Raw genomic sequence first — 18,170 nt, forward strand, 5'->3', positions numbered from 1 at the left:
TAGATGTTCAATTTAAGTAGATAGAGTAAAGTTCGTAAAACCATTCAAGTCTAGTAGCCAAAAACTCAAAGCTTAGGATTCAGTAGTATTGCTATTAGAGCGTTCATAAGCCGGACAATAACCCTCCAAAGTTACTTTAAAGTTATACAAAGGGGAAGCGGGATTCCAGCACCGCTGTCCCCTTTGGTGCTTACAAGTCCCACAGCAATCTATATTAGGCCAAATAAATCGTTCGCTATTTTGGTTGATAAGTTCTTTTGGAGACAATCCCCGCAGAAGTAATTCTTCTCCTTGCCAGCGAGCTTCAATCAAGCCAGTATCAGCAAATTGACGCCACCGAGGATCTTTCGTAATCCCATTTGGAAGAGAAATTGTAATTGCTGATTCCCATTCCGATAGTTCTCCCTCATAATTGGTTTCCGGGGGAGCTGGTTGTAAAAATGTTTCACCTATCGGTAGTTCAACTAAAGTCCCTGGTCCAGGAGAATGCAAGTGATATCGATTTTGTAATTCTTCTAGACTCGTTAAATCTGCCAAATAAGCCGCAGAACCATGAACAAATATGACATGCTGTGGGCGTAAGTTATGTATTAGCTGGGTAGTTCCTGGACCATCACTGTGTTCGGCAAGTAGATAAGTTTCAAGATTAATTGCTTCTGGGTTTGAGTGGTTAATTTTTGTATCTATTTTTCCTGGTACTAGAACCAACCAAGAATCATTATCATTTTGATAATATTTATTAAGATTTGCGGTGGAGTCAGTCAGAACAATACAAGGAGATTTTGTCAACATCGGTAATTGTTCTGGTTGCAGGCGACGTACCCTTGGGCGCACTCGTTCATCCCAAAATAAAGGTTGGTGGCGGGCAAAATTTTGTACTGATGCAGGAAAATGAGGCAAAAGTTCTAAGTAAGCATCACAACCTGCTGCAACAGCTCCATCAACCCAAATATCGAGATCGCGCCCAGTAAAATGATGATGACTGCGTAAAAGCATCAATAATTCTTGACCCAAGCCTAAAGCTGGCGTCGGTAGTAAGACGCAATAATCATCTGCAATAGCACGATTAATTCTTTCGGCTAGTTGGTTTTCTTGATTGCGCCGATGTTGATGGCGTGATGTCCCGTAAGTACCTTCAATAATCAATACATCTAGATTTAGTCCCCGCAATTCTTCCAAACGCAAACCTTCTACCAAACGGGAATTGGATAAGAAAAAATCACCAGTATAAAGCAGCTTGTAAGTCCGATCTGGAGTTTTGTAAGTCAGTAAAATAACTGTAGCTCCAGGTAGGTGTCCCGCAGGGAATAACTCAACAATCAGATTTTCCTTGAGTTCTATTGGTGTCCGCAGTGGTAATGCTTGACAAAAATCTGGTATTTCCTCAGATTCGCTTTTCTCCCAATTGAGGGGTAGTAATTTACTCGTTACTTCACTTGCACAGATTGGTAATTGGGGAAAACGTTGATGTAGCGCTAATAAACCTCTAGCATGATCGGCATGTGCGTGACTAGCGATCACTACATCGACTGGTTGATTTGAGTTACTTTGGAGAGAAAACTGTGGTAAATCATTGACTAATGGTGAAATGTCTGTCAACCCACAGTCAAGCAGAATCCGATATCTACCCATGCGTATGAGCAGACAGACACCAGATTTATTCTGCTCGACACCATAGGGAAAAAATTCTAATTCACTACATGATTCCCCCATTCCTGGCTGAGAAGATGCTGATAGATGATCGCTCATGCTCTCTTAACCTCAAATTTTGTCGGAGTTGATCCGACAATTCGCCCCCATACCCAAAATTGGCAAAACTAAGCTCGCTGTTTGTCCTAGATGAACTATCGCGAACCAGAAAACTTTCTTAGCCAAAAAAATTTTCTTCAAAAAGTCAAGGGCTAAGGGCTTTTGCTTAGGAGCTGTTTTAACTTTGAAAGTTTCGATTGCAAGAAACCTCAACTTGTACTTCTTTCAGTGAGCAGAACCATTACCGTCGTAATTATCGGAGTCGTAAAATCCATTTTTTGTGCCGAAGAATAGACAGGAAACTGTAAAAATCACTGTTAAACCGACCAAAATTAGTTTTACGTCCATTTTTTGTTAACCTCTACTAAAGATTTTTCCATCTTAATAGAGCATGGGAGTCAAGTGAGAAAACCCACTTAAATTTTTTATTATACTTACGAATTTTATAAGCTAGTAAATCTTGTACAATCAGTCAGATTGTAGAACTTTTCGGAAAAGCTGTCTATCCAATCAAATCAGAATATTTCCTAAACTTATTAAAACCTAATGATTTTTATCAAAATTAGCTTGAATCTCAATATTTAGTAACTTAATAAAAAACTAAAATAATAAAAATTTATCATATATATTTCTTTTCCTAATAAAAATAAGGGTGAGTTATTTGTGAATTAAATTAAATTCAAATTCAGTAGCAAAATAATCTAATAGGAGTCAATTAGTTAACCCCATCCATAATTTCTACACTGTTGCGGTGGAAGAGGATCCACTTCAATGAGAAAAATTTGGTTGGGGAGGAATAAATACGAGGAAAGATACAAATTTGATTAACTTTTGTTACAAAATTTCTAAACTCAAATTAGCTGGATATTTGAAACGTTAAGTTTTAAAGCTTAAAGCTCATAAGTTTTAAATTTCAAAAACTTGTAACCCAAAAACTTTTAACCCAAAAACTTGTAACCCAAAAACTTTTGACTTAAAACTTGTAACTTAAAACTTGGATAACCTTATTTTCTGGTAAGCTAGCAGAATTTACAGTAATCTTGTCAATATTACTACGACGAACTTCAACACCATCCATAGTTGAAGTAAAATCATCTAACGGTAAAAGACTGCAAGCACTAGTATCCGCAGCTTGAGTTCGATAATGGGTAGGAATCACTAGTTTGGGTTGAATTGTTTCAATAGCTTGTTTCGCTTCAACCGGACTATATGCTTTTGGACCACCCCCCACAGGGACCAATAGTATATCCGCCCCAGTCATGAGGATTTTCTGTTCCGTTGTGATTGGAGCTGCAATTCCTCCAAGATGCAAAATTTTAACCCCTGCTTGCTCCCAAGCCCAAGCAATATTTTCGCTAAATCTTCTACCATCGCGTTGGCGATCGCTACTGAATCCTTGAAATTTAATCTTTTTAAACTGGTAAACCCCAGGTAAATACATCAACTTGGGATTGCCAGGTAAACCTTTTACTGCACCTTCATCACGTAGTTGGGAACTAATAATAACTAAATCTGCTCTTTTTTTGGGGGAACGATAACCAGCAGTACAACCTACCAGTTCGAAGGGGTTGGAAAGAATATTAATTCCACCACCAGAGAAGAAGAAACTGGTATGTCCTAACCAACGAATTGATAATGAACCGCGAGATTGGGCATCAGCTTGCAATTGAGAACCCAAGTTAGCAACCAAAGTCGTTACCAATCCCGCTCCAGCGTAGCCGATCAACTGTCGTCGTTTCATTAATTATTCTCTCGACTGTAATTGTTTCAGAAAGTTTTGCAACAATTGCTTTCCTGAAATAGTCAGGACACTCTCTGGATGAAATTGGACGCCTTCAATGTGAGGATAGTTCCGATGTCGGACTCCCATTATTGTTCCATCTTCCAACCAAGCTGTAATTTCTAATACTTCTGGACAAGTTTGCCGCTCAATAACCAAACTATGATACCTGGTAGCATTCATGGGGTTATCTAATTCTTGAAAAACTCCCACACCTGAGTGCTTAACAAATGAAGTTTTTCCGTGCATTAGTTCCTTGGCAGAGACAATCTTACCACCGAAAGCCTGACCAATACTTTGATGACCCAAACAAACTCCCAGAATCGGGATGCTAGGTCCTAGTTGCTCTATCAGATTTAAAGAAATACCTGCATCTTCCGGACGTCCTGGTCCAGGAGAAATAACTATTCCATCGGGATTCATTTCCCGAACTTGCTCAAGGGATATTTTATCGTTACGAAAAACTTTAATTTCCGATGCAACGGGGAAATCTACTGCTAACTCTCCCAAATACTGCACCAAATTATAAGTAAAACTATCGTAATTATCAATTACTATAATCAAAAACAATGACTCCTGATTTTTATTCCATATCAGATTTTGCCTGATTTTTGGTTGATTTAATCTCTATCAGTGTCATTTTGATATGAGTATATTTAATTTATTTAAATTCTATATGGGTAGAGAATCTCAATCTTGGCTTAATTCAAGTAAAAGTTATGCGCATATGTAATTATTAACTTTGTCAGTGGTGGAAGAATCAGAATTGATGCTACAAATATGGCAACAAAAGCTGAGATTAGTACTGCACCTGCTGCACAATCTTTAGCAATCTTGGCTAAATCGTGATAAGTTTGCTTGACCGTTAGATCTACCAAAGATTCAAGAGCAGTGTTCAAAAGCTCTAAAGTTAAAACTAGACCACTGGTAATACCAATAACTACCACTTCAATCGCTTCGAGCCGCAAAAAAATACTCAATCCAAGTGCAAGGACACAGACAGAGACATGAATACGAAAATTACGTTGTGTCTTGAATGCGTAACTAATACCAGCCCATGCATATCTAAAACTAGTAAATAAGTTACTAGCTACTTTCCATGAGTACTTCCTTTCTTGCGTCACAATCGGTTCTAAATGTTTTGGTGTTGCTGGTGAAGATACTTGCTGGGACATATATTATGAAATGTGGAAACTATAAGAAGTAATGAAATAAAAATGCATTTGTTCAAAACGTGCAAAGAGCACTTGTTCGCATTTTGCTTTTTAAGTAACCCTGATATAGTTTTCTACAAAAGTGGATCTAATTTTTCAGTAATTTTTTGCTAAATCTGATTTTGATTGTTAAATCATTATAAACTTGTAATATTAGTTTCTTAGGAATCAAGTAATTATACGTTAATAATAATATTCACTGTCCTCAGTAATATTACTTGTTGGTTTAGCATTTTTATCAAACTCTCTTCATCAGGATGATCCCAACCTAAAAGGTGAAGTAAACCATGAGAAGCCAACCATGCAAGCTCGGTTTGTAAGCTATGACCCTGCTGTTTTGCTTGCTTACTAGCTGTGACAACAGAAATAACAATATCTCCAAGATATAGAGGTATTTCGTCAGGTATTTGCACTGATTGGGGTATATCTGTATCCAAGCTTGCAAAAGCTAAAACATCTGTGGGTCTATCTAGTTGCCTATATTCATAATTTAGCTTCTGAATCTCTATATCATCTGTTAAGCGCAATCCAATTTCATAACTTGGAGCTTTAGATATATCTGGCTGTAAAACATCAAGCCAGGCACAAAACCAACTCTCCCAAGTTTTGCTGGAAATTCGGTTATTGCGATCGCCAACTTCGAAATCTGGAAGAGAAATTTGCTCGGAATAAAAATTGTCTTGTACGTAAATTTCAGCTTGCAAAGGTATAAATGTCCTTAACTGACTTAGACAACTGTAAGTGAAGTTAGCTAAACAGCTCCTTGCTTCTTTATCGAGTTAGATAAGCAAGACCAACTAAAACAGTCAATAATCCTATTGTAGTCAAGGCAAAGTGCTTTAAAGAGGTCAGACGCTTTTGCACCATGTTTCGCATTGCGAGTTTTACGTAAGAGGGTTGTTTTTCCTCGGAAGAAGAATTCTCCATAAATTTTATTAAATCCGAAAACCTTACTTCAATGTAACAGTTTGTTGAGTACTTTAATGTTCTTTTGGAAATAATTATCAATTCTGAAATTATCAATTCTGAGTTAAGAATTGTGGGACTTAGGGAATACAAAGTAATTTGAGAATTTGACTTCAAGAGATTTAGTCCCAGAAGTTTAATCCAATAATTTTGATTCAGCCACCTTGATTCACCCACCAAATTGAATCCCAAATCTCGTGCTTATTAGTTAGAGGTATTCTCTACAAGTTGATTTTCCTGTCTCAAATAAGCTTGGATAAACAAATCGAGTTCCCCATTCATGACATCATTAATAGCGGTTGTTTCCACCTCTGTACGCAAATCTTTAACCATTTGGTAAGGATGAAACACGTAGTTACGGATTTGGTTTCCCCAACTTGCTTCCACCATATCGCCACGAATTTCTGCGATTTCCTGAGCACGTTGCTCTTGAGCAATGACTAATAATTTAGCTTTGAGACGGGTAAGAGCTTTTTCTTTGTTTTGCAGTTGAGAACGCTCTTCTGTACAACGGACAGCGATCCCAGTGGGTATATGAACTACCCTGACAGCAGTTTCTACTTTGTTAACATTTTGTCCACCTTTACCACCAGATCTAGATGTGCTAATTTCCAAATCTTTTTCTGGAATTTCTAACTCAACAGAATCGTCTAATTGGGGCATGACTTCTACCCCTGCAAAACTAGTTTGTCGTTTACCATTAGCATTAAATGGCGAAATTCTTACCAGGCGGTGGGTTCCGGTTTCTGAACGTAAATAGCCATAAGCGTAACGTCCAGTAATTTCTAAAGTTGCTGATTTTATCCCAGCTTCATCCCCCTTAGATTCTTCTGTCAAAGTAACCTTATAACCGTAACTTTCAGCCCAACGGACGTACATGCGTAGTAACATTTCTGCCCAGTCTTGGGCATCAGTACCACCAGCTCCGGCTGTTATTGTAAGCACTGCTCCACTACTATCGTAAGTCCCAGAAAGTAATTGCAGTAATTCCCACTGGTCTAATTCGCGGTTGAGTTTACTAAGAGTAGATTCTGCTTCCTCAATTAATGCTCCATCGGCATCAAGCTCTAAAAGCTCTAACACCGCCTTACTATCTTCCAAACCTAATTCCCAGTCTTTGTATTGTTGAAGATTCGCTTTGAGGTCATTTAATTCTTGGAGTATTTTTTGGGCTTGACTTTGATTGTCCCAAAAATCAGGTTGTGCTGCGGTCTGTTCTAAATCTTGAATCTTGGCGGTTAATGCGGGAACGTCAAAGATACTCCTGGGTTTTACCCAGGCGACCAGACAACATTTCGACTTCGCGTTTAAGTTCCAGAGCGTCCATAGTGATTACTAAGTTGCTTATGCAAGAATATTATTGCTTTAATTCTATTAATTTAAAAATAAAAAAACTGCAAGCATACCCTTGCAGATTGTAATTATACAATTTAGGTTTATTTCAGATTAATTTTAAGCATTAGAAAATCTTAATTGTTTATGTTGGTTAATTTTTATTGCTGATTGCTTTTGGTGAGGATAAGATAAATTAAGTTTTGTACATTTTGAGGAATTGCAGCAAGGTATTATTGCTCAGTTGCACGATCAGAGAAGGATGTATTGGCAAATTTTAGAGGTTAGCTATTCACGGTTTGGCGTTTGCGTAAAGAACTAGCTCCAAATATTCCAAATACAGCCAAACCTAATATTGTTGTGGGCTCTGGTACGGACTGAGGATCGGGATCCAATGAAATTCGTTTTGTACTTAGTTCAGCATAATCAAAAGTTAAGTACGGCTCATCAGGAGCAATTATCTTAGTTCTCAGGAGCCCGTCATAACCATTCGCAGTCGCACTAAATACTTCATCAAAATCTAGTTCTACAAAGGCTGATTGAATCCAGCCATCTTGACCTTTGCTATTTTTTTGTTTTGTTAGCTGTCTCTCAAAGTAGCTCCCATCTGCTTTCCAAAATCCAACTTTGGCATCTTTCACATCGTAATCGCCAAAGAGGAGATTAAAGTAGACCGGGGAGTCTTTAACTACATTATTTTTATCTACGGAAAAGTCAAAATCAAATCCTGGAAGAGGAATCTGACTGGTTTTTTGATCTCCATTTGTATTCTGAAATCTATAATCTTTTTCAGAAAAACCTTTTTCAGAAAAATTAGCTTTTTTAATGAAACTAGTTGACAGAGAAATATCAGTAAATATGGAACCACTGCTTCCATTATCAATAAATCCTTTAGTTTGAATCGCAGTATTTAATTTTTCTGCCGCGCTACGATTATCAAAATCATCTCCCTTACCAGTTGCTAATTTTCCATCTTGATTAAGGTCTGGGATAAAATCTCCAACTCCCAATACGCCTTTTCCATCAACATTAGCAGCGTCACCGTTTGCTGCGGTGTAACCCGAACCGTTTCCATAACCCAAACCGTCACGATCGCCGATACGAATATAGTTAAAACCAGCTGCTTGTGCAGAAGAAGCAAAAGCTCCTAAAGTGGCTAGTATTGTAGCAGATACGAATAATACCTTATTCCAAACTTTCATGAAAAGGTTTCCCTGAGAATCGATGTTCTCAATTTATTCATTGGTTTTACCTTTCGACAAGGGGATCTAATTAAGTTTTTTCTTAAAAATAAATGTTACGGATAATTACATATTTGTAATTAAAATAAACGTGTTTAATGAAACACTTATCTTTTTAATTTATAAACAATAAATATAAATAATTTTCAATGTTTTTACGGAATTATAATTAAATACAGAAATGAAAATTTCATAAATACCAAAAGAATTTAAAGATTAAAAACCATAGAATCTAAAATCCTATAATCTAAAATCCTATAATCTAAAAATCGTGGTACTTACAAATGCAAGCACCACGATTAATGTATTAAGACCAGATCCAGTTTGAATATTTGATTGCAAACAATTGAGTTGTACCTACAAAATATTGGTCTGGGTATAGCTGGGGTTTATTTAATTAATGTTGCTTTATTTGGTTTTAGCGTTGTAATTTGACTAACTACTTCACTAGTCCCGGCTATTGATAGCAATCAGCAAACGCAAGATGAAGATAAATAGATTTATGTAGGTTAAGTACATCGATAATGCTGCACTTAAGTATCGATCATCGCTATAAGTACGTGGTAATACGAAGAAATCTACCACGGCCGCACCAGCAAACAGAAGTACACCAATACCGGAAATACTAATTTCTAACCAGCCAGGAGTATAAATGCCAAAAAGGCTCAAAACTAACTGAAGCCCCAAAACAATAACTAGAGCAATTATTCCCAGACTAACTGTTTTGGATAGGGCAATACCATCTTCCTCGGAAAGGTTAGAACCAATTTGACGAGCAAAAACAAAAGTTATACCACATCCAAAAGCAGCAAAGCCCACACCTGCGATTCCAACTCCTTGGGTTCTTAAAGCTAAAAATACAATACCGCTCAGAGTATAGCCCGACAACAAACTGTAAGCAGCAAGCAAAGGAAGAGCTACTGCATTATTAGCTTTTTCAGCAACATTGCGGGCGACAAAGAAGAGAATGATTTCTACAATGAACGCGCCAATAAAAGTTGGGAAGAACAACTCAGGGTTGTTTTGGATGATATTAATTCCACCGTAGGTTCCCAAGGCTGTTAGTAAAAGTCCACCACCTACGAAGGGTAGAGCGTTCGCAATGACATTTGGACCCACAAGAGCTTGTGTTTTGGCATTGCGGATAGCATCCCGAAAATTACTTGTATTACTCATATATCAAAAAATAAATCCAATCAAATTTTATCGTTTTTACCATTTTGGCGCACAGACAATACCTCCAACCATGGTGCTAATAAGCATGTTTACAGGTTTATTATTTAACAAAATTTATTTCAATAATGGAAAACAAAAACAATATTACGTATAAATACTGAGCTGTGGGGTGAGACTCTTAGCAATTTCAGTGAAAGGACGAATGGTCTGCAAAACCTTTCACAAGGAAAATAATTACAGCTTTAATACTGAGTTGCATGCTTAAAGTTAATTATCAAGTTGACTCACAAAGCATAAAACACTGAATTCTCTATTTGGATGCAACTAAGTATAAAAATTATTGATTAAAGTTCCTTTCCCGAGATGGAAGTTATTACAAGGGTATTCATATGGTAGCTACTCAGTCCTCTATGAGGTACGATAGTATGGAACTAATGCGTATGTACTATCAAAATCCTTCAATCAAACTACGCAATAAACTTGTACAACTACATACTGGTTTAGTACGGAAGATGGCTCATAAATTTAGCCATCAATGTAATGAACCTTATGAAGATTTAGAGCAAATCGGTTATTTTGGTTTGATTCGTGCAATTGAACGTTTCGACCCATCTCAAGGTTATGCTTTTAGTTCTTTTGCTGTACCTTATATTCGGGGTGAGATGCTTCATTTTCTTCGCGATCGCAGTACTTTATTAAAGATACCCAGACGATGGCAAGAACTCTACAATGAGGGGCAAAAAATTCGTAAAGAATTAGCAGCAGATTTGGGTAGACCTCCAAAAGATGCTGAAATTGCTAAACTATTGAAGGTTTCGTTACAAGAATGGCAAGAAACTAAGTTGGCTGCACAAAACAGGATGCCATTAAGTTTAGATGCAACAGTGGTTCATTATGTTGATTGTCAAGTGACTCTGGGTGAAGCACTCCCCTGTCAACGTAGTAGTTCTCACCAACAACTAGAAGAAGAAAGACAGCAGCTTCGAGGGGCGATCGATATGTTGGAAGAAAAACCCCGGATGGCAGTTGAATTAGTGTTTTTAAAAGAACTTTCTCGGAAGGATGCAGCTAAAACCATTGGAACTTCACCAATGACAGTAACGCGATATTTGCAAAAAGGCATTCAGGATTTAGTGTCTTTTATGCAGCCACAAACTGTTTCAGCAGGAACTTCTGCTTGAATATCTATTTGATTTACATTGTAGGCGCTCATTTCCGAAATCAACACCTTCCAAACGCTACAGCAATCTTCAGAAATATCTTTATCTATTTATTTACATTCGGTTTGGTGATGTGTAATGGGTAATTGCTGTATACCTTAACTGCTTATGCAGTGGGTGTTAATGAAACAAACAATTAACCATTAAATATTTACCAAGACTATTACTGGGACTTAATATCTGCTATTGCACCTTTAGTCATCGCAGCAATTGCTTTATCGGTTGCTTTTGGCAAATGGTAATATTTACCGCTTGCTGTTTGTGCTAATTCTTTAGCAAAACCTGTGGAGACAAATTTACTTTCAGTGTCAATTACTAGTAATTGAATCCCAGCAGCGCGTATCTTTGCCGCGATATCCAATAATTCGCCTTTTATATCTGGTTTTTGACCTGGCTCTTGGGGTTCTCCTAAAGAACGTGACAAGGAAATATTACCCCGCCCGTCGGTAATCGCTACAACTACAACTTGCCCGATATCGCCACTCATTCTGGCGTTTAAACCAACACGTACGGCTTGGGTTAAACCATGAGCTAAGGGCGAACCGCCACCACAGGGTAAAGTTTCCAAACGTGATCGCGCTAAAGCTATAGAACGAGTAGGTGGTAGTAAAACTTCAGCTTCTTCACCTCGGAAAGGAATCAATGCTACTTGGTCGCGGTTTTGATAGGCTTCTGTAAGTAGTTGCATGACCGCACCTTTTGCTGATTGCATGCGGTTTAATGCCATCGAACCGGAAGCATCAACAACAAATACTACCAATGCACCAGCTTTACGTACTAAGCGTTTAGAACGCATATCTGCTTGTTCGACAATTACTTTTCTTCCGGGATATCTAGCTCTTCGCGCTTTCTGGTAGGGAGCTGCGGCTCGTAATGTGGCATCTACAGCTATTCGGCGAACTTTACCCTGGGGTAACATCGGTTTGATATAACGCCCTCTGTCATCGGAAAAAATTTGGCTGCGAGTACCTGATTTTCCTTGTCTTTGGGACATTTGAGCGAAATACAATACGCTGGGGTCGAGAATTACACCCTCAGGATCAAATACAAATTCTTCAGGGATACTGGGTGGTTCCTGTTCTTGTTGTTCTTCGTTTTCTTGTTGCTCTTCGGGTTCTTCTGGTTCTTCTTCCGATTGATTTTGGTCTTCGGGTTCTTCTTGGTCCTGTGGTGGGGGAGGAGGTGGTGGGGGCTGTTGGTCCGGTGGTGTCTCCACCGTAGTTGCTCGAGGAACTATGACCAATTCTACTGCCCGTCGTAAATCTTCAGCATTAACTTGGTTGCGTCCTTCCAAAGCTGCAGCTGCTTTGGCGACACGTACAGCAAATAGCTCTGCACGATGTCCCTGGACATTACCACGAATAGCTTCATCAACAAGATAATTAATTTGGTCGCGGCTAATGATAACTTCTTTGAGCCATTCCCTTGCCAAAATAATTTGAGTTTTGAGGGTGTCAATGTCTTCGCTGTATTGTTGTAAGAATTCTTTGGGCGATCGGGAATAGTTAATTGCTTGTTCTACGGCTTGAACTCTTTGGTCTAAACCTAAGACACCATCAGCACTCAAGGTAATAGCTATTCTATCGAGTAAGTGTTCCCGTAGGGCTCCTTCTTCGGGGTTATAAGTAGCAATAAACAGTGATTTACAAGGATGCTGAAAACTAATTCCTTCCCGTTCGATTTGATTGCGCCCGGTTGATAAAACGGTTAGTAATTGATTGCTGATTTGATCGTCTAAAAGATTGATCTCATCTACATATAAAACTCCTCGGTTAGCTGTGGCGAGTAAACCGGGCTGAAAAACTGTTTGTCCTTGCTGAACTGATTTTTCTACATCTACAGATCCTAAAAGTCGATCTTCTGTAACTCCTAAGGGAATTTGGACAAAAGGTGATGGAATAATTTCAGTTTTTACCCCACTTGGGTTGTCATTAACTGTGTCTGGTGAGACACCATCCTGAGTAGTCGCCAAAGGAAACCCATCCTGATCTCCCCCGAAGGAGGAAGTGTTTTTTAATAGTTCATCGTCCCATTCTTCAGGGTGTTGGGGGTCGCAATTACTTATAGAGCCTGCAACAACTTCTATGGGCGGAAGAAGAGCGTGAATCGCCCGTGCCATAATCGATTTTGCTGTACCCCGACGACCTGCGATCGCAATCCCTCCCAAACCAGGATCTACTGCGGCTAAAAGCAAAGCTAACTTGATTGCTTCTTGACCGACTACGGCTGTCAGGGGAAAAGCGATATTTGAAGGGCTAACACTGGTGGCGGGCATAGTTTTCATCATTACCGATCTAGCTTTTTAGCATACCAAAACTTGCCACCATTGAGGCAATAATTAGATGTCGCAATTGTCTGCTGTTTTATCTTTAAGTGCGAGAATGCGGTATTGTAGTATTCCGCGCTTATGCTAACAGAACTCTACTTTTTTGTTTTATGTCGTCCAAATCTCTGGGATCAAATTTATATTTTCAATCAAATTTAATGAAAAATAATTACCAATATTTTTCATTATTTTCTAATATATTTTCATTACTTTCTAATATATAGTAATTCTACACCATTCATGAGAACCAATATTTTAGAATTTTAGAGATGCCTTCTTCTTAGCTTTTCCAGAGGGAAATATGTCGCGTCTCTGAAGGATTTACCGCTTCGCAAATCAAATATGATTGCTATAAATACTTCAAATCCTAATACTTCAAAGCGTAATATTTTAAAATCTAATATTTCAAATTCTAATATTTCAAAGCTTAATCTTTCAAATTTTTATAATTAGATACTCACTTGTCCGGGAGAGTCTTTTTTTTACAGAAAAGAAAATTAAGAAAAGTCATTACATATGACAACCTGAGCAACTAGCGGTTAGCGGAGCATACTGTATGTATTGCAAAAACACCGCTTTCATCGGGTGCTAACTACCACGCTATAATACGAGATTTTATTTCTCCCAATGCCTAATTTTAAAGGCTTACCGAAAGGGAAGCATCCCAAATATATAAATTAAATTTATCTGGTCTAAAGTTACTGAAATCTGTCAGTTGTAAATTTACTAGGTTCAATTTACTTGTAAATTTATGGTGATAATATTTTACTTCGCTTGCTCGTGCATGGTTGAATAATCCACCTTGCGCTAATTTCTTAGACAAAAAAATTTTTTTTTTGCAACAATTGGGATGCGCCCTGTCTCAAGTCTAATTAATTTCTCGTTCTTCTACTTTTTCTTTTTTCTTTCTTGATTAACAGAGACATCCGTATTCAAAAAAGCATGAAAATGCATCAAATTCTTAAGTTTAAAGATCGAACACTTCTACTTAATGCACTAACCCATCGCTCCTATCTTCACGAACATCCACAGTCTGGCGAGCATAACGAACGTTTGGAATTTCTTGGCGATGCGTTGTTAAATTTTTTAAGTGGTGAGTATCTTTATCAAAGATATCCAGAAAAAGGGGAAGATGAGTTAACCCGTAGACGTTCCGCGCTTGTAGACGAACAACAATTGGCAAATTTTGCTCTTGAAGTAGGTTTAAACTCAAAAATACGCTTGGGTAAAGGAGCAAAACGTGAGGGAGGTTCTCAAAATCCTAAGTTACTTAGTAGTACTTTTGAAGCTTTAATCGCAGCTTACTACCTTGATAAAAATTGTGATATCGAGGCTGTGCGTGCAGTTATTGAACCTTTATTTAATTCAGTCCCTGAAAAAACTTTTACATTACGCTCCAATGTGGATGCAAAAAATCGATTTCAAGAATGGGTACAAAAAAATATTACTCCCTCTCCCCCCAAATATGACACTATCCCTATTGGAGGTTCTTGTCATGCTCCAGAGTTTCTTGCCAAGGTGTTAGTGGGCGATCGAGTTTATGGTGAAGGTCGGGGACGCAGTAAAAGGGATGCAGAAAAAGCTGCGGCGGAAAATGCACTGGCAAAACTTAAATAAATTGGGGATTGGCGATTTGGGATTGGTAATGTATGGTGCTAGATGATGTAGTGTGTGTTATGGCGTACAACTATATATATTTTTCTAGAAAAAATTTAAGAGCGTCGTAACGCATTGCTGAATCATCATGGGTTGGTATATAAATTTATTCAAGTTATGCTTAAGTTGAACAGTAGTCTTGCAGTTAACTAGCGATAATTGATACTGGCAGCTACCTAATGTTCTTATTTCAGCACTTAGCAGCGTAATTGCTTCATCTATTATTAGTACTTAGACCTGAATTTGATATAAGGCAAAGGCTAGAGTAACTATTCCGCTTCAAGAACTTATGCACCAATCCCACCGACCTTCACCATAAAGTAATATCATTCGGTGCGTTACGGCTTGCGCCTAACACACCCTACACATTTGTTTTAAATCAAAAGCGAGAGCACCCCGATCGCACCCAACATAATTTGCCTTGCCTGATAAACTCTATGTAGGTTTACACTCGACCCTTAAGGACTTGGCAAAAAAATGGTATTACCTGCATCTAGCCGTTTACAATTCACTCCCGACTTAAATATTTGTCGTATCCTCAATGGAATGTGGCAGGTTTCTGGGGGACATGGACGCATCAACCCCAAACCTGCGATTCAATCGATGTTCAAATATATGGATGCAGGCTTTACTACTTGGGATTTGGCTGACCACTATGGTCCTGCGGAAGATTTTATCGGTGAGTTTCGTCGTCAGTTAATTAATAGTCGTGGCGAACAGGCTCTATCTCAACTGCAAGCTTTTACTAAATGGGTTCCTCGTCCCGGTAACATCACCAAAGAAATCGTTGATAAAAACATCAATATTTCCCTCAGAAGAATGGATGTAGCATCAATAGATCTAATGCAATTTCATTGGTGGGAGTATCGAGATAAAAACTATTTAGATGCTCTGAAATATATGGCGGATTTGCAATCTGAGGGCAAAATCAAACATTTAGCCTTAACTAATTTTGATACCGAGCACTTACAAGTTATCACTGATGCTGGGATCAAAATAGTTTCTAACCAAGTACAATTTTCCATTGTTGATCGCCGTCCCGAAGTCAACATGATTAAATATTGTCAAGAACATGACATTAAACTATTGACCTATGGGACTATTTGTGGCGGTTTATTATCAGAAAACTATATTGGTAAACCGGAACCAAAAAGTTGGGGACTAAATACCACCAGCTTGAGAAAATACAAAAATATGATAGATGCTTGGGGTGGTTGGAAACTATTTCAAGAATTACTGCTTACTCTTAAGGAAATTGCTGCAAAACATCAGGTTAGTATTCCCAATGTTGCAGCCCGTTATATTTTAGATAAGCCTGCTGTTGGCGGTGTAATAATCGGAGCAAGACTTAGTGTATCCGAGCATATAGAAGATAATTCCAAAATATTTAACCTTCAACTCGATTCGGAAGATTTGAATCGCATCGATGCAATATCCCGCAAATCACAGGATTTATATGAGCTGATTGGTGATTGTGGAGATGAGTATCGGCGTTGAGTGGACGATAGGAATTAGGATTCTAACGTAAGATTACCGTATGTATTGCGTGACAGGACACGTAATATAGGGAGCGGGAATTGGGAATTGAAACTTTATTTTCTATCTGTACAAGCACAGCAAGTATCAAGCTAGAGGCACAAAATCAATGTGCCCTCTTGGCTAAATAGTATTAGCCATAATTGTTAGAAAATTTTTTATTAGTTTTTTGTTTTCGTTTCCGATCCCCTATCCCCTATTTCAATATCAATCTCCCAATAGAGTTTCAATGGGAACGATCAAAATTTAGATCAATATTTAACTAGCACCAAATATGAGTGCTTTAATTGCAGCGATCCCAGCTTCAACAGCTTTATAGCCAAAGATGAAAATTGAACTGGTTAAAGTTGCACCCATCAAACAAATAACTAAACCAATTAGACTAATAAAGCCATCATCTTCAAGTAAGCCAAAGCCAACAAAAAAAATACCAATTGCTGGTAGCGTGTTAGTTAAAGGAATAGGAATACACATAGAAATTGACATCAAAGCAATAGCAACGCCAATAATCAATCTTCCTGGGATAGTGGTACAAACATAAGGTAGACGAGGACGAGTTATGGCTTCAATTCTTTGCAACCAAGGAGTTCCTGCTTTAATAAACTTTTGTACTGTTTCCAGCTTCATTCGATGATTTGCCATCTTCTTGGGTAGCCAAGGTTTTTTACGACCGATAATGAATTGGATAGCAAGTATAAATATTAAGACACCAAAGGGAGCAGCATAACCTGGCGCAGGTAAGGGTAAAGCTGAAGGTAAAGCCAAAACAACGAACAAAAACCCAAAAACGCTGTCACCTGCTATTTGGAGAATATCTTCCAATGTCACGTAGTCAGGTCGTTTTTCTTCAAAAAAAAAGTGATTTAGTTCTTTAGAAAGTTTTGCCATAGTATTAGTACCATAGTATTAAGTGCTATAAATTCAAGTTTTAATTCAAGGCTTTGAAAAAGACTTAAAATTTTTTAGTCCTAAAAATCTTACAATTACTACATATAAAAAAGTTAGTAGATCCACTACAAACTAAATACAGCACGAGCTTACACTATACCGAAGATTTTGTTGTTTTCATGTCAAGATATTGCAGAGTATTAAAATTATTTTGGGGTGCGGCTTTAGCTGCAGAGATGGAATATCGGGTTAATTTCCTTTTGGCTGTACTCAGTAGTTTAGGTAATCTTGCTGGCAGTATATTTGGTTTATTCTTGTTTTACCGCAAAGGATATAACTTTACTGGCTGGAATTGGGACTCAGCATTAATCGTTGTAGGGATTTTTACCTTACTGCAGGGATTTAGTGCAATCTTTTTAGCACCTAATCTTAACCGCATCGTTCGCCATGTTCAGGAAGGAACTCTTGATTTTATCTTATTGAAGCCAATCCGTTCTCAGTTTTGGTTATCTACTAACAATATTTCGGTTTGGGGAATACCAGATTTAGTTTTCGGTTTAATTATTATTGGGTATGCGGGTAGTCGTTTGGGATTGGGAATCGGTAACTATCTATTAGGTCTGATCCCAGTTGTTTTTGGTTTAGTTGTGCTTTATAGCTTGTGGTTTATTCTGGGAGCAACCAGCGTTTGGTTTGTCAAAATCTATAATGCAACTGAAGTCTTACGGGGATTGCTAGAAGCTGGACGTTATCCGATGGTTGCATACCCCGCAACTTTTAGATTGTTCTTCACCTTTGTTGTTCCAGTAGCATTTTTAACTACAGTTCCCGCTCAAACCATGTTGGGTCAAGGAGAAGTTACTTGGGTCATTGGTGCTGGAATACTGGCGTTACTGTTGTTTTTGATTTCTACTTGGTTTTGGCGCTTTGCTTTGCGTTTCTACACTAGTGCTTCAAGTTGATATGTCAGTCAGCAGTTAACAGTTAACAGTTTATGGCTAACGCCACGCCCTTGCGGGCTACAGTTAATGCCCTATAGCTGCCCTACCTGCGACTCCGCTAACAATTATCAGCTATTACCCATTA

General features: G+C 38.1%; 16 protein-coding genes. 4 read left to right on the top strand and 12 right to left on the bottom strand.

The genetic code is table 11. The features are described from left to right. Positions 1-72: 72 nt before the first annotated feature. The 10 genes from QNJ50_RS01915 to QNJ50_RS01960 form a co-directional block, all read right to left on the bottom strand. Complete coding sequence (locus QNJ50_RS01915; protein ID WP_300631431.1) at positions 73-1,749, bottom strand: MBL fold metallo-hydrolase; 1,677 nt, start codon at positions 1,747-1,749, stop codon at positions 73-75. A gap of 225 nt (positions 1,750-1,974) precedes the next feature. Then, positions 1,975-2,097 carry a hypothetical protein gene (locus QNJ50_RS01920; RefSeq protein WP_300631433.1) on the bottom strand — a complete coding sequence of 41 codons (123 nt, stop codon included), beginning with the start codon at positions 2,095-2,097 and terminating at the stop codon, positions 1,975-1,977. 625 nt (positions 2,098-2,722) lie between these two features. Further along, positions 2,723-3,490: an MBL fold metallo-hydrolase gene (locus QNJ50_RS01925; protein WP_300631435.1), complete on the bottom strand. Its 768-nt coding sequence runs from the start codon at positions 3,488-3,490 to the stop codon at positions 2,723-2,725. Between the two features lie 3 nt (positions 3,491-3,493). Then, positions 3,494-4,093: an aminodeoxychorismate/anthranilate synthase component II gene (locus tag QNJ50_RS01930; RefSeq protein WP_300631436.1), complete on the bottom strand. Its 600-nt coding sequence runs from the start codon at positions 4,091-4,093 to the stop codon at positions 3,494-3,496. Positions 4,094-4,230: 137 nt separating this feature from the next. Then, entirely contained in the window at positions 4,231-4,704 is a 474-nt protein-coding gene (locus QNJ50_RS01935; RefSeq protein WP_300631438.1) for a diacylglycerol kinase family protein, read from the bottom strand. A 215-nt stretch (positions 4,705-4,919) separates the two neighbouring features. Beyond that, complete coding sequence (gene ybeY, locus QNJ50_RS01940; RefSeq protein ID WP_300631440.1) at positions 4,920-5,447, bottom strand: rRNA maturation RNase YbeY; 528 nt, start codon at positions 5,445-5,447, stop codon at positions 4,920-4,922. 67 nt (positions 5,448-5,514) lie between these two features. Next, complete coding sequence (locus QNJ50_RS01945) at positions 5,515-5,670, bottom strand: DUF3285 domain-containing protein (RefSeq protein WP_300631443.1); 156 nt, start codon at positions 5,668-5,670, stop codon at positions 5,515-5,517. 243 nt (positions 5,671-5,913) lie between these two features. Next, positions 5,914-7,036 (bottom strand): peptide chain release factor 2 gene (gene prfB / locus QNJ50_RS01950; RefSeq protein WP_300631445.1). Its coding sequence is split into 2 segments (ribosomal slippage): positions 5,914-6,963 and positions 6,965-7,036, totalling 1,122 coding nucleotides; the frame shifts between segments, so codons are not numbered across the junction. Positions 7,037-7,325: 289 nt separating this feature from the next. Beyond that, positions 7,326-8,243 (bottom strand): PEP-CTERM sorting domain-containing protein, encoded by a 918-nt coding sequence (locus tag QNJ50_RS01955; protein ID WP_300631447.1) that lies wholly within the window; start codon positions 8,241-8,243, stop codon positions 7,326-7,328. A 486-nt stretch (positions 8,244-8,729) separates the two neighbouring features. Next, positions 8,730-9,458 carry a Bax inhibitor-1 family protein gene (locus QNJ50_RS01960; protein WP_300631448.1) on the bottom strand — a complete coding sequence of 243 codons (729 nt, stop codon included), beginning with the start codon at positions 9,456-9,458 and terminating at the stop codon, positions 8,730-8,732. Between the two features lie 389 nt (positions 9,459-9,847). Between QNJ50_RS01960 and QNJ50_RS01965 the strand changes: the two genes are divergently transcribed. Beyond that, positions 9,848-10,639, top strand: coding sequence for an RNA polymerase sigma factor SigF (locus QNJ50_RS01965; RefSeq protein WP_027840189.1), 792 nt, complete (start codon positions 9,848-9,850; stop codon positions 10,637-10,639). Between the two features lie 202 nt (positions 10,640-10,841). Here QNJ50_RS01965 and bchD read toward each other — a convergent pair whose 3' ends face one another. Continuing rightward, a complete protein-coding gene (gene bchD / locus QNJ50_RS01970; RefSeq protein WP_300631452.1) occupies positions 10,842-12,953 on the bottom strand; it encodes a magnesium chelatase ATPase subunit D in 2,112 nt (703 codons plus the stop codon). A 999-nt stretch (positions 12,954-13,952) separates the two neighbouring features. Here bchD and rnc point away from each other — a divergent pair. Continuing rightward, positions 13,953-14,621 carry a ribonuclease III gene (gene rnc / locus QNJ50_RS01975; RefSeq protein ID WP_300631454.1) on the top strand — a complete coding sequence of 223 codons (669 nt, stop codon included), beginning with the start codon at positions 13,953-13,955 and terminating at the stop codon, positions 14,619-14,621. A gap of 516 nt (positions 14,622-15,137) precedes the next feature. Beyond that, entirely contained in the window at positions 15,138-16,157 is a 1,020-nt protein-coding gene (locus QNJ50_RS01980; protein WP_300631456.1) for an aldo/keto reductase, read from the top strand. Positions 16,158-16,454: 297 nt separating this feature from the next. Here the strand turns inward: QNJ50_RS01980 and QNJ50_RS01985 are convergent, their stop codons facing one another. Continuing rightward, entirely contained in the window at positions 16,455-17,084 is a 630-nt protein-coding gene (locus QNJ50_RS01985) for an exopolysaccharide biosynthesis protein (RefSeq protein ID WP_300631457.1), read from the bottom strand. Positions 17,085-17,263: 179 nt separating this feature from the next. Between QNJ50_RS01985 and QNJ50_RS01990 the strand changes: the two genes are divergently transcribed. Beyond that, on the top strand, positions 17,264-18,046 hold the full coding sequence (locus QNJ50_RS01990) for an ABC transporter permease (RefSeq protein ID WP_300631459.1): 783 nt from the start codon (positions 17,264-17,266) through the stop codon (positions 18,044-18,046). Positions 18,047-18,170: the final 124 nt, after the last annotated feature.

The organism is Mastigocoleus sp. MO_188.B34, assembly GCF_030065675.1.
GTDB lineage: Bacteria > Cyanobacteriota > Cyanobacteriia > Cyanobacteriales > Nostocaceae > Mastigocoleus.

Bases quoted from the DNA above. Each gene is read 5' to 3' on its own strand.
- QNJ50_RS01915 (WP_300631431.1), bottom strand. From the start codon at position 1,749: ATGAGCGATCATCTATCAGCATCTTCTCAGCCAGGAATGGGGGAATCA.
- QNJ50_RS01935 (WP_300631438.1), bottom strand. From the start codon at position 4,704: ATGTCCCAGCAAGTATCTTCACCAGCAACACCAAAACATTTAGAACCG.
- QNJ50_RS01990 (WP_300631459.1), top strand. From the start codon at position 17,264: ATGTCAAGATATTGCAGAGTATTAAAATTATTTTGGGGTGCGGCTTTA.
- QNJ50_RS01920 (WP_300631433.1), bottom strand. From the start codon at position 2,097: ATGGACGTAAAACTAATTTTGGTCGGTTTAACAGTGATTTTTACAGTT.
- QNJ50_RS01965 (WP_027840189.1), top strand. From the start codon at position 9,848: ATGGTAGCTACTCAGTCCTCTATGAGGTACGATAGTATGGAACTAATG.
- QNJ50_RS01925 (WP_300631435.1), bottom strand. From the start codon at position 3,490: ATGAAACGACGACAGTTGATCGGCTACGCTGGAGCGGGATTGGTAACG.
- bchD (WP_300631452.1), bottom strand. From the start codon at position 12,953: ATGCCCGCCACCAGTGTTAGCCCTTCAAATATCGCTTTTCCCCTGACA.
- QNJ50_RS01955 (WP_300631447.1), bottom strand. From the start codon at position 8,243: ATGAAAGTTTGGAATAAGGTATTATTCGTATCTGCTACAATACTAGCC.
- QNJ50_RS01985 (WP_300631457.1), bottom strand. From the start codon at position 17,084: ATGGCAAAACTTTCTAAAGAACTAAATCACTTTTTTTTTGAAGAAAAA.
- QNJ50_RS01960 (WP_300631448.1), bottom strand. From the start codon at position 9,458: ATGAGTAATACAAGTAATTTTCGGGATGCTATCCGCAATGCCAAAACA.
- rnc (WP_300631454.1), top strand. From the start codon at position 13,953: ATGCATCAAATTCTTAAGTTTAAAGATCGAACACTTCTACTTAATGCA.
- QNJ50_RS01980 (WP_300631456.1), top strand. From the start codon at position 15,138: ATGGTATTACCTGCATCTAGCCGTTTACAATTCACTCCCGACTTAAAT.
- QNJ50_RS01945 (WP_300631443.1), bottom strand. From the start codon at position 5,670: ATGGAGAATTCTTCTTCCGAGGAAAAACAACCCTCTTACGTAAAACTC.